Genomic DNA, 12,937 nt, shown 5'->3' on the forward strand with positions numbered 1-12,937 from the left:
GCATGGAATATGCGGAAAGCCGGGCCGTCGTGCTTGTTCCGGATCGCGCGCAAGTGCGTAGCAAGCATCGTGACCGGGCGGCTGACATGCTTTTGTCGAAGGCACTGAAGGCGAATAACGCCAACGCCGATAATCGGCGTTTCACGCAATCGCACCCCGATCGTTGGCAATAATTTTTGGACTATACGCGAATGCATCCGTTAATGTTCGCCCTTTGAAATAGCAATAATGCGAAGCCGGATTTAGCGGCATCGACTAGATCACGCTGAAAATCGGCGCCCGGGCGATGCGTTCGCGTGCCGCGCGTCGTGGCGCTTTCCTCATTTCCGTTAGCGGCCATTCGAATAACGTTTTATCCCCGGCACGAGAATCAACTCATGAATGAAGAGACGAGCCTTAATCGCGAGCGCCTCGCTGAAGCGGAAACCATGCTTCGCGGCGAATTGGCCGATAACCCGAATTCCGTCGCGACGTATAACAATCTGGCGCTCGTCCTTCGTCAACTCGGCCGTCCCTCCGAGGCCGAGCGGCTGCTTCGGCATGCACTGACGTTGCAGCCCGATTCGGCTGACATTCATCTGAATCTCTCACTGCTTCTTTTCGATCAGCGGCTTTACGGCGGATGCGAAACCATGCTGAACGCGGCGCTGGCGCTGCGTCCGGATTTCGCGCTGGCCAAACACCTGCTCGGCCTGGCGCTTCAGGCGCAGGGCCGCATGGATGAAGCCGGCAACGCATTCACCGGGGCGATTGCCGACGATCGCGGCTTCGCACTGGCGCATCTCGCGCTCGGTCGCTGGCTGCGCATTGACGTGCGCTGGGGGCAAGCGGAAGCTGCATGCCGCCGGGCGATCGACCTGGGACGAAGTGATCGGCCGTGTCGTGATGAGCCTGGCGGAGTTCAGGCAAAACGCGTGACGAAGCGATTCTCAGTCAGCCGCATGGACAAAAGCTATATGTAAGGCTTGCTTCTTGCTCGTGCATGAATATGTAATCGCAGGGAGAAAATTCATGCAGAAGCCGAAGCCCACATCGACCGATCAGCTCGACACCATCCCAGACACGAGCAGCCCCGCCTACGCGAAGGCGAATCCCGTGATGCGCGCGTTCGACAGCTTCGCGAGCCTCGTCACGCGCTGGGCCGGCTCGCCGTTTGCATTCGGCTTCGCGGTCACGAGCATCGTGGTATGGGTCGCCACTGGCCCCATCTTTCATTATTCCGATGGCTGGCAACTCGTCATCAACACGGGCACGACGATCATCACCTTCCTGATGGTGTTCCTGATCCAGCAGAGCCAGAACAAGGACAGCGTCGCGCTGCATCTGAAGCTGAACGAGTTGCTCGCGACGCACCGCACGGCGAGCAATCAACTCATCGGCATCGAGGATGCGAGCGAGGAAGAACTGCGCAGGCTCGCCGCCGCGTATTTGCGTCTCGCCTCGGAAGGCAGCACGCGCGGGGGCGCGGCGCGGTCGCCTGCATGCGAAGTGGAAGTCGAAGGCGCAAGCGACAAGGACGCGCGTTGAGCGCATCGATGCCGCCTCGAAGCAGCATCGCGCGGCCTCGTGCGCGCATCAGTCCTTGTGGCCCGGCAGCACCGCGCCGATGACCTGCTTCGCCGTGTCGATGATCACGTTGCGCTGATTCGGATCGCCCTCGAAGAGCGTCGTCGCGAACGCCTTCGCCTGCTGCAGCGTGATATGCGGCGGCAGCGGCGGCACGTTCGGATCGGCTTTCACTTCGATCACCACGGGGCGATCCGACGCCAGCGCTTCGTCCCAGACGGCGGCCATGCGTTCGGCATCGTCGACATAGAAGCCGCGCAGTCCGATCATTTCCGCGAACCGGTGATACGGCACCGACGGAATGTCCTGCGACGCTTCGAACTTGGGATCGCCGTTCATCACGCGCTGCTCCCACGTGACCTGATTCAGGTCTTCGTTATTGAGCACCATGCAGATCCATCGCGGATCGGACCATTGTTTCCAGTACTTCGATACGGTGATGAGTTCGGCCATGTTGTTCATCTGCATGGCGCCATCGCCGACGAGCGCGATCACGGGCCGCTCGGGATGTGCGAACTTGGCCGCGATGGCGTACGGCACCGCTGCGCCCATCGACGCAAGGCCGCCCGATAAAGAGCACATCATGCCGCGTTTCACTTTGAGATCGCGCGCGTACCAGTTGGCGCATGATCCCGAATCACTGGTGACGATCGCGTTCGACGGAACACGCGGCGACAGTTCCCATACCGTGCGTTGCGGATTCACGCCGGTCGTTCCCGCTTCCAGCGCGCGCTTTTCGAGCTTCTTCCACCAGTCGCCCATCCAGCCTTCGATGTCCTTGCGCCATGCGTGATCGGTCTTTTCCTCAAGCAGCGGAAGAAGCGCACGCAAGGTCTCGGCGCTATCGCCGACGAGGTTCACTTCCATCGGATAACGGATGGACAACATGTCCGGCTTGATATCGATCTGCACGCCGCGCGCTTGTCCTTCCTTCGGCAGAAACTCGGAGTACGGAAAGCCCGAGCCGATCATCAATAGCGTGTCGCATTCGGTCATCAGCTTGTAGCTCGGCTCGGTGCCGAGCAGGCCGATCGATCCCGTCACGTATGGAAGATCGTCGGGCAACGCGGCCTTGCCGAGCAGCGCCTTCGCGACGCCCGCGCCCAACTTTTCCGCGATGGCGATGACTTCATCGGTAGCCTGAAGCGCGCCCGCGCCGACGAGAATCGCGACCTTCTTGCCTGCGTTGAGCACATCGGCGGCGCGTTGCAAATCATTTGCATAAGGCACGACTTTCGGCGCGCTGAAACCCACGCCCGAGTGCAGCGTGCCGTGCTTGCGCGCGGGCGCTTCGTATTCGAGGTCCTGCAGATCGTTCGGCAGAATCAGTGCCGTGACCTTGCGTTCGCCGATCGCCGTGCGCACCGCCCGATCGACGAGATGCCTGATTTGCGACGGCACGCTCGCCTGCTGCGCGAATGCACCGGCGACGTCCTTGAACATCGCTTGCAGATCGACTTCCTGCTGATAATGCCCGCCGAGCGCCGCACGCGCCTGTTGGCCCACGATGGCGAGCACGGGCATGTGGTCGAGCCGTGCATCGTAGAGACCGGTGATGAGATGCGCGGCGCCCGGTCCGGAAGTGGCGATGCACACGCCGAGTTCGCCGGTGAACTTTGCATGCGCGGACGCCATGAACGCGGCCATTTCCTCGTGCCGCGCCTGAATGAATTCGATCTTGCCCTTCGCGCGATTGAGCGCGCCGAACACGCCGTTGATGCCATCGCCGGGATAGCCATAGATGCGGCGCACGCCCCAGGCGTGCAGACGGTCGATCAGAAAATCGCCGACGGTGATGCTCATGATGAGGCCTCCGTGATGCGGTCGGAAAGGGATGCGGGAACCAGAGCGAGTGAGCAATGCACATGCCGTATCCATTCAATCGCGGCGATGTAACGGTCGCGTAAGAACAGTGAAAACATGGGGCAATCCCGGATGATTCGATCGTCCTAGGACATGCGTGCGGACAATTGGCTTCTGTATGGTGGACTCAAGACGGCGCGACATGCACGCACGAAGCAACACGCTTCGCTTCGACGCCGATTCACTGACGCATCCGGACCACGAACATGAGTTATGTGCAGGCATCCATGAAGCAGGACACGACGCACGACACGACACGAACGGAACGCGGCCCGCTTCGCCGTGCGATGGCGGCATCGGCGATAGGCAACGCGACCGAATGGTTCGACTACGGCATCTACAGCTACGGCCTGACGTATATCTCCGCCGCGCTCTTTCCCGGCAGCACCGCGCAAGCGACGCTCTTCGCGCTCGCCACCTTCGCGATCTCGTTTCTCGTGCGTCCGTTGGGCGGCCTCTTCTGGGGACCGCTCGGCGACCGTCTCGGCCGCAAGCATGTGCTCGCACTGACGATCATCATCATGTCGGTGGCGACGCTGCTCGTCGGCGTGTTGCCGTCGTATGCGAGCATCGGCATGTGGGCGCCGGTATCGCTCATTGCGTTGCGCATGATTCAGGGCTTCTCGACGGGCGGCGAATACGGTGGCGCGGCGACCTTCATGGCCGAATATGCGCCCGACCATCGGCGCGGCTTCTGCGGCAGCTTCCTCGAATTCGGCACGCTCGCGGGCTTTTCACTCGGCGCGTTCCTGATGCTCGGCTGTTCGGTCCTGCTCGGCAACGACGCGATGCACGCATGGGGCTGGCGTCTGCCGTTTCTCGTGGCCGCGCCGCTCGGTCTGATCGGCCTCTATCTGCGCTCGAAGATGGAAGACACGCCCGTGTTCCGCGAAGCCGCCGCCGCAGCGCAACGCGAAGAGCCGGCGGGCGTGCCGCTGCGCGAACTGTTCACGCGCTTCTGGAAGCCGCTCGTTCTGCTGGGCGGACTCGTGGTGGCGCTCAATGTCGTGAATTACGTGCTGCTCGCCTACATGCCGACCTTCATGAAGAAGGAACTCGGCATGAGCGACAACCTCTCGCTTCTGCTGCCGCTCATCGGCATGTTGTCGATGATGGTGCTGCTGCCGTTCGCTGGCGCGCTGTCCGATCGCATCGGCCGCAAGAAGGTGTGGTGGCTGTCGCTCGCGGGCATCTTCGTGGCCGCCGTGCCGATGTTCTCGCTGATGTCGCATGGCATTGCGGGCGCGCTCATCGGCCTCGCAGTGCTGGGCGTGCTCTACGTGCCGCAACTCGCGAGCATCTCCGCGATGTTCCCCGCCATGTTCCCGACGCAGGCGCGCTATGCGGGCATGGCGATCGCGTACAACGTATCGACGTCGATCTTCGGCGGCACCGCGCCGATGGTCACGGACTGGCTGATCGGCCGCACGGGCAGCACGCTCGTCCCGGCGTATTACATGATGGCGGCGTGCGCGGTCGGCGCCTTCGCGCTGTTGTTCGTCACCGAGACGGCGGGATGTTCGCTGCGCGGCCGCGAGATTCCGGGCGAAGCGGAGAAGGCGAAGCGCGTGGATTCGACAGTCGATGCCGGCGATGCGTGGGTCGATGCCGATCGCTACCACGCCTGAACGCAATCACGCCTCGAACAGCGAATGGCCCGGCAGAACGCCGGGCCATTTTCGTTTTCATTGAAGCATGGTCAATGCGCGACCTTCGCGGGCGCCGCGCTTCGCTTCAGCACGCGCGCCTGCAACACGATCACGAGCAGCAGGAACAAGCCGCGAGTCACCGACTGCCAATACGCCGACAGGCTGATATACCCGAGCCCGTTCTCGAAGTTCAGCAGGTTGAACACGAGGCCGAGCAGCGCGACGCCCGCGATGGTCATCGCGATGGAACCTTCGCCGCCCGTCAGACGCGTGCCGCCGAGCACGACTGCCGAGATCGCGAACAGCTCCCAGCCGACGCCTTCGTTCGGCTGTCCCGCGCCGAATTGCGCCGCGAGGATCGCGCCGGCGATGCCCGCCAGCAGTCCGCTCACCGCATACACCGCGACGAGCGTGCGGTCCACGTTCAGCCCCATCAGCCGCGATGCTTCCTCGCTGCCGCCGATGGCGAGCGCATGCCGCCCGAAGCGCGAGCTGCGCAACGCGATCCACCCCGCGACCGCCGCCACGAGCGACACGATGCCCGGTATCGGCAAGCCGAGGAAATCGCCCTGGCCGAACGCGGCGAAGTTCGTGTCGTAGGAAATCGCGACGGCATCGTTATGGCCGAGCAGGAGCGCGAGACCATGCGCGCCGAGACTCGTCGCGAGCGTGACGATGAACGGAAGAATGCGCATGTGCGTGATGACCATGCCGTTCAGCACGCCGACAGCCAGCCCCGCGCACGATCCCGCGAGCACGCCCGCCACCGCGCCGTGCGAACTCGCCAGCGCCGATACGACGCTCGCCAGCGCCGCCACCGCGCCCACCGACAGATCGATGCCGCCCGTGATGATGACGAACGCCATGCCGATGGAGATCAGTGCGAACATCGAGTTGTATCGCCAGAAGGAGGTGACGTTGTATGCCGACGCGAAGTGCTCGTAGCGCACCACGCCCAGCACGAGCAACGCCGCGAGCGCGATCAGAATGGGAAGGTTCTTCTTCATGTCATGAGCCCCGGCGACGTTGCACGTACACGGCAGCGATGATGATCGCGGCCTTGAGCACGAGCGCGGCGGCATCCGGAATGCCGTGCGCGAGCAGCGTGTAGCGCAATAGCTGGATGATGAGCGCGCCGATCAGCGTGCCCGTGATATACGCCTTGCCGCCCGTCAACGCGGTGCCGCCGACGGCGACCGCCGCGATCGCATCGAGTTCGACGCCGAGGCCGACCACGTTCGCATCCGACGACGAATTCACCGATATCGATATCAAACCCGCAAGACCCGCGAGCGCCGCGCACAGCGTGTACGCGATCATCTTCACGCGCGCGGTCGGAATGCCGCACAGATACGCGGCGTCCTCGTTGCCGCCGGTGACGAGCAGGTACTTGCCGAAGAGCGTCTTGCGCACGATCCACGTGAAGATCGCGACGAGCGCGAGCATCAGCAGGATTTGAAACGGCACGCCCGCGACCTTGCCGAGCGCGATCCACTGGAACGCGGGATTGTTGAACGCCTGCAGGCTGCCGTCGGTGACGACCTGCGCGATGCCGCGTCCCGCGATGAACAGCACGAGCGTCGCGACGATAGGCTGCACATGAAGCCTCGTCACCAGCAGCCCGTTGAACACGCCGCACGCCGCTGCGGCGAGCACGGGCAGCGTGAACGCGAGCAGCAAGCCCAACGGGCCGTCGATGTTCATGAAGAGCATCGGCGCGAGCGCGCCTGCAATCGCCATCGATGCGCCCACGGACAAGTCGATGCCACCCGTCGCCACGACGAGCGTCATGCCGATGCCGACGATCACGATCGTCACCACTTGCGTGAGATTCACGTTGAACGTCTGCAGCGACAGAAAGTGGTCCGTGAAGATGAGATTGAAGACGATCATCGCGACGAGCACGGCGATCTCGCGCTGTATCGCGATGCCGCGCTTCTTCTTCGCGGGCGCGGCCTGTGCATCGGCGGCGAGCGGCGCGGCGGGTTGCGTCTTGTCGATCATGTTTCGTTTCCTTGCGCGGCGCTTGCTTGCGCCAGCGTCGATTCCTCGCCCGAGCCATACGCGATGGCATCCATGATCGACGCTTCGTTCATCTGCGCGCCGTCCAGTTGCGCGACCGTTTCGCCGTCGCGGATGACGACCGCGCGATCGGCGACGGCGGTCAGTTCCTCGAGTTCGGATGCCGATAACAACACGGCCATGCCCGCATCGCGCAACTCGCGCACGATGTTCGCGACATCGGCTTTCGCGCCGACATCGATGCCGCGCGTGGGTTCATCGAGCAAGAGAAGCCGCGGATTCGTCGCGAGCCAGCGCGCGAGCAGCACCTTCTGCTGATTGCCGCCCGACAGCTCGCGCACCGGCTGATCCGGCGAACGCAGCTTGATGCCGAGCGACGCGATGAAGCGATCGACGATCTCGCGCTGCTTCGCCACATCGACGATGCCGCGTTTCGTCAACGCAGGCAGGCACACGAGCGTGAGGTTGTCGCGCACGGAAAGCTCCGGCACGATGCCTTCCGCCTTGCGGTCTTCCGTGAGATACGCGATGCCGCGCGCGATCGCATCTTTCGGCGACTTGAACGCGACGCTATCGCCGCCGACGGCGAGCGTTCCGTGCGACGGACGGTCCGCGCCGAACAGAAGACGCATGGTCTCCGTGCGGCCCGAGCCGAGCAAACCCGCGAGGCCGACGGCTTCGCCCGCGTGGACATCGAGCGAGACGTTCGCCACCTTCGCGCCCGCCGCGAGCGATTGCGCGCTCAGCGCCACCGCGCCGCGCTTCGCGAGATTCGCTTCCTTGACCGCGCTGTCTTCGTGAACGACGGCGGCGAGCGTGCGGCCGAGCATCGTCGTGACGAGCTTGAGCTTGTCCATCTCCTGCATCGTGCTTTCCGCGACGGTCTGTCCGTCGCGCATCACGGTCACGCGGTCGCATAGCGCATAGAGTTCGTCGAGCCGATGCGACACGAAGATGACCGCGCGGCCATCGTCACGCAAGCGGCGCACGACGGTGAAGAGCAGCTCCACTTCGCGTTCGTCGAGCGAGGACGTCGATTCGTCCATGATGACCATCTTCGCCTCCGACGATACGGCGCGCGCGAGCGCCACCATCTGCTGAATCGCGGTGGAATAATCGCGCACGGGCTTCTTCACATCGATTCGTAATCCGAACGATTCGAGCAGTTCGCTCGCGCGACGCTGCACTGTCTTCCAGTCGATGAGGCCGAACCGGCGAGGCTCGCGCCCGAGGAAGATGTTCTCCGCGACCGAGCGGAACGGCACGAGATTGATCTCCTGATAGATCGTGCTGATGCCGGCCTCGCGCGCTTCCTTCGGCGTGCGGAAATCGACTTCGCGTCCGTCGAAGCGAATCGTGCCGCCGCTCTTGCGATACGCGCCCGTGAGAATCTTGATGAGTGTCGACTTGCCCGCGCCGTTCTGGCCGATGAGCGCATGCACTTCGCCCGCCGCCACGGTCAGACGCGCGCGCTTCAACGCCGCGACGCCGCCGAACGCGATGTCGATGTCCTGCATGTCGAGTAGGGGAGTCTGGGCCATGCGGCTTGTCCATCGGAATGAAAAAGCGAGCGCCGGCGAACGGCGCCCGCAAGACACACACCTTCGCTTCTGGCGATTCAATACCCGTACTGCATGCTCTGATCGACGTTGCTCTTGTCGTAGAAGCGGTCGGAGACTTTCACCCACGGCGGGATGGTCTCGCCCTTCGCGTACTTCTGCGCGACATCGCACGCGAGCGGTCCGAAGAACGGACTCGACTGCACGCTCGCGCCGAGTTCGCCCGCCTTGATCGCTTCGAGGCCGCCCTTCGTGCCGTCGATGGTGACGATCTGGATGTCCTTGCCCGGCTGCTTGCCCGCCGCCTTGATCGCGGCGATCGCGCCGAGCGCCATTTCGTCGTTGTGCGCGTAGACGGCGGTCACGTCCGGATGCGCCTGCAACAGCGTTTCCATGACCTGACGGCCCTTGTCGCGCGCGAAGTCGCCGCTTTGCGACGCGACGATCTTCATGCCGGGATTCTTCGCGATGACTTCATCGAAGCCCTTCTTGCGATCGTTCGCAGCGGACGCGCCCGTCGAGCCTTCGAGTTCGATGATCGTCGCCTTGCCGTTGGTCGCCTTCACGAGCCAGTCGGCGGCGCGGTGTCCCTGGTCGATGAAGTCGGAGCCGATGAACGTGATGTAGTCGCGGCCCGCCTTCGCCATCGACTGATCGATGTTGCGGTCGACGAGAATCACCGGAATGCCCGCCTTCTTTGCCTGCATGACGACCGGCGCGAGCGGCTTCTCTTCGCGCGGCGGGAACACGAGCAAGTCCACGCGCTGCGCGATCATGCTCTGGATGTCGGACACCTGTTTCGCGGCGGAACTGTTGGCGTCGGTCATGACCATCTGCCAGCCGCACTTCGCGGCGATGTCCTTGAAGCTCTTGGTCTCCGCGAGCCGCCACGGGTTGTTGCTCTCGGTCTGCGCGAAGCCGACCTTGAGCGGCTTCTTGTTGGGGATCTTGGGCAGCGCGTCGTCGGCGGCGTGCGCGGCGGAGAAGCCTGCGGAAAGCGTCAGCGTGGCGACCGCCGCGAGCGCGGCGGAAAGCGGGCGCAGGCCCGAGCGCGAATGGTTCTTGAGCGACAGCATGTCTTCCTCCGATAAGGATGATTCTCTTGTGGTGATGCCGATGCTTGTTGTTGCCCGGTCGATCTGCTGCGAGAGTGGCTGCTGTTGCTGCGTTTTATCGATGGACGGCACTTTCTATCGACCGTCAATCGCTAATATTATTAATGGCGAGTTGCCTGACTTCATTGACGACTCTGACCGATCCGCGTTCGATCAGCGGACCGTCGAGCTTCACCGTGCGATGCCGCACCGGCGCGCCGGCCGCGCGATTGTGTTCCTCCTGCAAGAGCGTTTCGACCGCCCAGCGGCCCAGGTCGTAGTTAGGAAGCACGACGGTGGACAGCGGCGGATGCGTGTGCCGCGCGATTTCCTGATCGTCATAGCCGACGACGGATACATCGTCGGGAACGCGCAGGCCGAGTTGCTTCAGCGCTTCGATTGCGCCGAGCGCCATCAGGTCGTTCGCGCAGAAAATCGCGGTCGGCGGATTCGCTTCACGCATCAGCGAAAGCGTTTGCTCGAAGCCCGTGCCCGAACTCCAGTCGCCTTCGCGCACCAGTTCCGGCGCGAACGGCAAGTCGGCCGTGGCGAGCGCGGTGCGATATCCCTTCAGGCGCTCGCGCGCCGCGTCCTGCCACGGTTCGCCGTTGATATAACCGATCCGCCGATGCCCCGCCGCCAGCAGATAGTCGGTTGCCGTGTGGCCGCCCGCGACTTCCGCCGGCACCACCGACGACACGTTCGCCTCGCCCGAATAGCAATTGAGCAGCACGGTCGGCACCTTCGCGAGCGCGGCGGGCAGCGTGACGCGGCGCGTGTAGACCGTCGCGTAGATCACGCCGCAGACGTCGCGATTGCGAAGCGTCGCATCCAGCACGCGCGCTTCGATCTTCGCGTTGCCGTGCGTCGAATACACGGCGAGCATGCGTCCGTGCGCGAACGCGGTTTCGCGCGCGCCGTCGATGCTGACCACCGGATGCGGGCTCGTCGAGATTTCGTCGGCGAGATAGACGATGAGATTGCGCTCGTTTTGCGTATGGAGCGCATCGAGCGGATCGAGACTCGCGGACTCGCGCGGCGTCATGCGATAGCCGAGTTCCTGCGCGGCCTTGAGCACCTTGTCGCGTGTGGCGTCCGAGAACTTCGCGCCGCTGGCGTTGTTCAGCACGAGCGATACCGTCGATTGCGAGACTCCGGTGAGCTTCGCGATGTCGGTCATCGTCGGGCGGCGTGGCGTGGATTTCTTCATTGCGCGAAGGCAGGGTCATGAGCGAATGAAACTTACCACTAATATTAGCGATGAACAACGCGGGCGAGCACTAGCCAAATGGTGAATCTGCATCGGGTTTTCCCGTGTTATTACTAATAATATTGACGGCCTGCTGACGGCCATGCGATTCTGCTTTCGATCCAGTGACGACCGAAGAACACGGAGGAGACGATGGGCCGCTACGACGAAAGCACGAGAGACGCGCTCGCTCGAGCGTTCGAGAAGGATGGGTTCGTGTTGCTGCGCGATCACTTCGACCGCGCGAAGCTCGAAGCCTGGCGCGATGCATTCGCGCCGCTGTTCAAGCCGCATGTCGATGCGGCGCGCGAGGCATCGGCGAACGGCAATCGCGGACCGGGCCGCTATTACGTGACCTTGCCGTTCGAAGGCGAGTTCGCGGACCCGGCAATCATTTGCGACGAAGACATCGTCGGCATTGTCGAGCGCGTGGCCGGACCCGATCCGGTGATGTGCCAACTCGCCACCGACACCCCCGTGCGCGGCTCGGACTTCCAGGACTGGCATCGCGATACGCCGCCGCTCTTCGACGACGCGCCCGAAACGCCGTCGTTCCAGCTTGCGGTGAACTTTCCGCTCGTCGATGTGAACGACAGCAACGGCCCGCTCGAAACCACGCGCGGCACGCATCGCATGTCGCGCGAAGAAGCGCTCGCCGGTCTCGCCGATGGCCGCTTTCCGCCGGAGCGCGTGCCGATGCGCGTCGGCGACGTGATGATCCGCGACGTGCGCGGGCTGCATCGCGGCACGCCGAATCTCACCGACGAACCGCGTCCGATGGTCGTGATCGGCTATAGCCGCGCGTGGTATTTCCGGCCCGAAGTGCATATCGACGTGCCGCGCGCCGTGCTCGCCGACCTGCCGCCGCACGCGCGACGTCTCCTGCGCTACAGCCCGGTGGTCGAGCGCACCGCGCGGACCTTCGACGAAAGCTACCGGCAGTTCGCATATTGAGCGCCGATCCGAACACGCGCGCGCCCGACGCGCTCCTCGAATTGCGTCACGGTGCGCGGCGCGTGCTGCTCGCTCCGCATATCGGCGGGGCGATCGCGGCCTTCTTCGACGCGCACGAAAGCGGCGAGCGCCACTGGTTGCGTCCCGCGACGCCCGAGACGCTCGCCGCGCGCAATCCGCTCGGCATGGCGAGCTTTCCGCTCGTGCCGTATTGCAACCGCATCCGCGATGCGCGCTTCACGTTCGATGGCGCGCTTATCGATCTGTCCGGCGATGGCAATACTTTCCCGCACGCGCTGCACGGCAACGCGTGGCGGCTGCCGTGGCGCGTCGATTCGCTCACCGAAGCGCATGCGCGCCTGACGCTGCATCACGAGCCGTCGCGGGAAGCGGCGCATCACTGGCCGTTCGCGCATGAGGCGGCGCAGGACATCGCGCTCGATGCGCAATCATTGACCGTCACGATGTCGCTGCGCAATCTGTCCGATCGGCCTATGCCGTTCGGCATAGGACATCATCCGTACTTTCCGCGCACGGCGGGCACGCGTGTGCATGCGCGCGTGGCGTCGATGTGGCACACGACGCCCGATCCGCTGCCGACGCACGCCGGGCCGCATCCGAGCATCGATGCGCTGGCATCGCCCGAAGGCATGTCCCCCGATGCGTACGATCTCGACAATAACTTCACGGGCTGGGCGCGCACGGCGTCTATTGTGTGGCCGGACGAGCATCGCTCGATCACGCTGCAGGCGGGCGCGCCGTTCGACTTCATGGTGATCTACGCGCCGTCGGCGTTCCCGTCGCTCTTGTGCGTGGAGCCGGTGAGCAACGTGGCGGACTGGATCAATCTCGATCTCGATCCCGCGTCGAAGGGCGGCGGGGTGCTCGCGCCGGGCGAGTCGATGAGCGCGAGTTTCACCCTGACGCCGCAAACGGCGTAGCGTTGCGGCTTTGAACGACTCGCGCGCTGTTCGGGTAAGA

At 63.9% G+C, this 12,937-nt stretch carries 12 protein-coding genes; 6 read left to right on the plus strand and 6 right to left on the minus strand.

All coding sequences use genetic code 11. From position 1 onward, the window contains the following. Nucleotides 1–2 precede the first annotated feature (2 nt). The 3 genes from AWB72_RS28930 (at nucleotide 3) to AWB72_RS17275 (ending at nucleotide 1,527) form a co-directional block, all read left to right on the plus strand. Complete coding sequence (locus AWB72_RS28930; protein WP_159459380.1) at nucleotides 3–173, plus strand: hypothetical protein; 171 nt, start codon at nucleotides 3–5, stop codon at nucleotides 171–173. 204 nt (nucleotides 174–377) lie between these two features. Continuing rightward, nucleotides 378–962, plus strand: a complete 585-nt coding sequence (locus tag AWB72_RS17270) for a tetratricopeptide repeat protein (RefSeq protein ID WP_040049104.1) — start codon at nucleotides 378–380, stop codon at nucleotides 960–962. A 49-nt stretch (nucleotides 963–1,011) separates the two neighbouring features. Further along, complete coding sequence (locus tag AWB72_RS17275; protein ID WP_084592741.1) at nucleotides 1,012–1,527, plus strand: low affinity iron permease family protein; 516 nt, start codon at nucleotides 1,012–1,014, stop codon at nucleotides 1,525–1,527. Nucleotides 1,528–1,575: 48 nt separating this feature from the next. On the opposite strand, the gene AWB72_RS17280 is transcribed toward AWB72_RS17275, so the two are convergent. Continuing rightward, nucleotides 1,576–3,369, minus strand: coding sequence for a thiamine pyrophosphate-requiring protein (locus AWB72_RS17280; RefSeq protein WP_040049105.1), 1,794 nt, complete (start codon nucleotides 3,367–3,369; stop codon nucleotides 1,576–1,578). A gap of 266 nt (nucleotides 3,370–3,635) precedes the next feature. Here AWB72_RS17280 and AWB72_RS17285 point away from each other — a divergent pair, with 266 nt between their 5' ends. Further along, nucleotides 3,636–5,057, plus strand: coding sequence for an MFS transporter (locus AWB72_RS17285; RefSeq protein ID WP_040049106.1), 1,422 nt, complete (start codon nucleotides 3,636–3,638; stop codon nucleotides 5,055–5,057). Nucleotides 5,058–5,128: 71 nt separating this feature from the next. Here the strand turns inward: AWB72_RS17285 and AWB72_RS17290 are convergent, their stop codons facing one another. The 5 genes from AWB72_RS17290 to AWB72_RS17310 all read right to left on the minus strand — a co-directional run bounded on the left by AWB72_RS17290 (nucleotide 5,129) and on the right by AWB72_RS17310 (nucleotide 10,963). Next, entirely contained in the window at nucleotides 5,129–6,085 is a 957-nt protein-coding gene (locus AWB72_RS17290; protein WP_040049107.1) for an ABC transporter permease, read from the minus strand. 1 nt (nucleotide 6,086) lies between these two features. Beyond that, the gene (locus tag AWB72_RS17295) at nucleotides 6,087–7,082 is read right to left on the minus strand and encodes an ABC transporter permease (RefSeq protein WP_040049108.1); all 996 of its coding nucleotides are present in this window, start codon (nucleotides 7,080–7,082) and stop codon (nucleotides 6,087–6,089) included. Continuing rightward, nucleotides 7,079–8,641 carry a sugar ABC transporter ATP-binding protein gene (locus tag AWB72_RS17300; RefSeq protein ID WP_040049109.1) on the minus strand — a complete coding sequence of 521 codons (1,563 nt, stop codon included), beginning with the start codon at nucleotides 8,639–8,641 and terminating at the stop codon, nucleotides 7,079–7,081. Before AWB72_RS17300 ends, AWB72_RS17295 begins: the two co-directional genes overlap by 4 nt. A 77-nt stretch (nucleotides 8,642–8,718) precedes the next feature. Then, nucleotides 8,719–9,735 (minus strand): ABC transporter substrate-binding protein, encoded by a 1,017-nt coding sequence (locus AWB72_RS17305; protein WP_040049110.1) that lies wholly within the window; start codon nucleotides 9,733–9,735, stop codon nucleotides 8,719–8,721. Between the two features lie 124 nt (nucleotides 9,736–9,859). Beyond that, entirely contained in the window at nucleotides 9,860–10,963 is a 1,104-nt protein-coding gene (locus AWB72_RS17310) for a LacI family DNA-binding transcriptional regulator (protein WP_040049111.1), read from the minus strand. Between the two features lie 192 nt (nucleotides 10,964–11,155). On the opposite strand from AWB72_RS17310, the gene AWB72_RS17315 reads away from it, so the two are divergent. Next, entirely contained in the window at nucleotides 11,156–11,956 is an 801-nt protein-coding gene (locus AWB72_RS17315) for a phytanoyl-CoA dioxygenase family protein (RefSeq protein ID WP_040049112.1), read from the plus strand. Beyond that, nucleotides 11,953–12,897 (plus strand): aldose 1-epimerase, encoded by a 945-nt coding sequence (locus AWB72_RS17320; RefSeq protein ID WP_040049113.1) that lies wholly within the window; start codon nucleotides 11,953–11,955, stop codon nucleotides 12,895–12,897. Before AWB72_RS17315 ends, AWB72_RS17320 begins: the two co-directional genes overlap by 4 nt. Nucleotides 12,898–12,937: the final 40 nt, after the last annotated feature.

This window comes from Caballeronia concitans (assembly GCF_001544615.1).
Taxonomy (GTDB): domain Bacteria; phylum Pseudomonadota; class Gammaproteobacteria; order Burkholderiales; family Burkholderiaceae; genus Caballeronia; species Caballeronia concitans.